Origin of the sequence: Muriicola sp. (assembly GCF_049669965.1) — a bacterium.
GTDB lineage: Bacteria > Bacteroidota > Bacteroidia > Flavobacteriales > Flavobacteriaceae > Muriicola.
In genome coordinates, this window is the sequence record NZ_JBATLB010000095.1 from 1 (window position 1) to 1,503 (window position 1,503).

The following is a 1,503-nucleotide window of genomic DNA, read 5'->3' on the forward strand; positions in this document are numbered from 1 at the left end:
ACCAGTAGCAAAGACTATTAATCTGGTTAAATAAAGAGAAATTTGTGTCCATAATAATTAAGTTTAATAAAATAGATTGTGGGGCAATCTGAGAACTAAATTAAATAGAGAAGGAGGTAAGTCTAAAATTTTTTGATGAACCCTCAAATATGTCCGATTAAAAACATGATTTTTTTTCAGAATCCGACGAACTGCAATATTTTAACTGATTTTCAAGTATGAAATATTATCATTTTGCAATTTAAATTAAGACAAAAATTTATAGTTTTCTTTTGATTCAGTTTTTCTAAAAAGACCTATATTTATTTGCCTTTAAATAAACCATAACACATTTATACTTATAAGGGTATTATTAGTGATAATAACCTAGTCATGGTTTTATTTAATTGTAATTAAAACTATAATCCAACCATCAGAATTTCTAACTATGAAAAAATTCTCAATAGTTGTGCTAAGTCTTCTACTTAGTTTCAGCTCAGTCTGTGATGCCCAGAAAAAATCAAAAAAGAACAATACAACAAAATCGCCATTAGATGATATTAACCTGTCAGGTCTTAAATGGCGTAATGTTGGTCCTGCATTAACTTCAGGGCGTATTTCAGATTTTGCGTTTAATCCCAATAATCCTTTTGAATATTATGTAGCGACATCCTCTGGAGGTGTATGGAAAACAATAAATTCTGGTGTAACCTATGAACCGATTTTTGATTCACAAGGTTCCTATTCTATAGGCTGTGTTACTATGGATCCAAATAATTCAAATGTAATTTGGGTAGGTACTGGAGAGAATAATAACCAACGTTCAGTAGCATATGGAGATGGTGTCTATAAATCAATTGATGGAGGAAAGTCATGGAAACACATGGGACTCAAAAATTCTGAACATATCGTAAAAATAATTGTGCATCCAGGCAATTCAGACATTGTTTATGTTGCTGCTATTGGCCCTTTATGGAGTAAAGGAGGAGAAAGAGGGTTATATATGACCGAAGATGGAGGAGAAACTTGGGATTCAATCATTAATGTAGATGAACATACTGGTGTAAATGATGTGGTTATGGATCCAAGGGATTCTAACGTGCTTTATGCATCAACGCTCCAAAGACGACGTCATGTTTTTACCTATGTAGGTGGAGGGCCAGGTTCTGCAATACATAAAAGTGTAGATGGTGGTAAAACATGGTCCAAGATTAACAACGGATTGCCAAGTGAGCAATTAGGCCGAATAGGGTTGGCTATTTCACCAGCAAACCCAGAGATTATCTATGCGATTGTAGAGGCAGCAAATGGAAAAGGTGGTTTTTTTGCTTCAACCAATCGAGGAGCCAGTTGGGAAAAGCGTAGTTCTCACGTAACGAGTGGGAACTATTATCAAGAAATTATTGCAGATCCTGTAGATGAACAAACCGTTTATTCCATGGATACTTGGATGTCTGTGACTCGCGATGGTGGTAAAAACTTTAATATGGTTGGTGAGGACACAAAACATGTAGATAATCATTG

Annotated in this window: 1 protein-coding gene; it reads left to right on the plus strand. The window is 34.6% G+C overall.

The annotated features are described in order from the left end of the window. Nucleotides 1–427: 427 nt before the first annotated feature. Nucleotides 428–1,503, plus strand: a 1,076-nt coding sequence (locus WBM49_RS05200) for a WD40/YVTN/BNR-like repeat-containing protein (RefSeq protein ID WP_424371004.1), incomplete at its 3' end; no start/stop codon positions are given.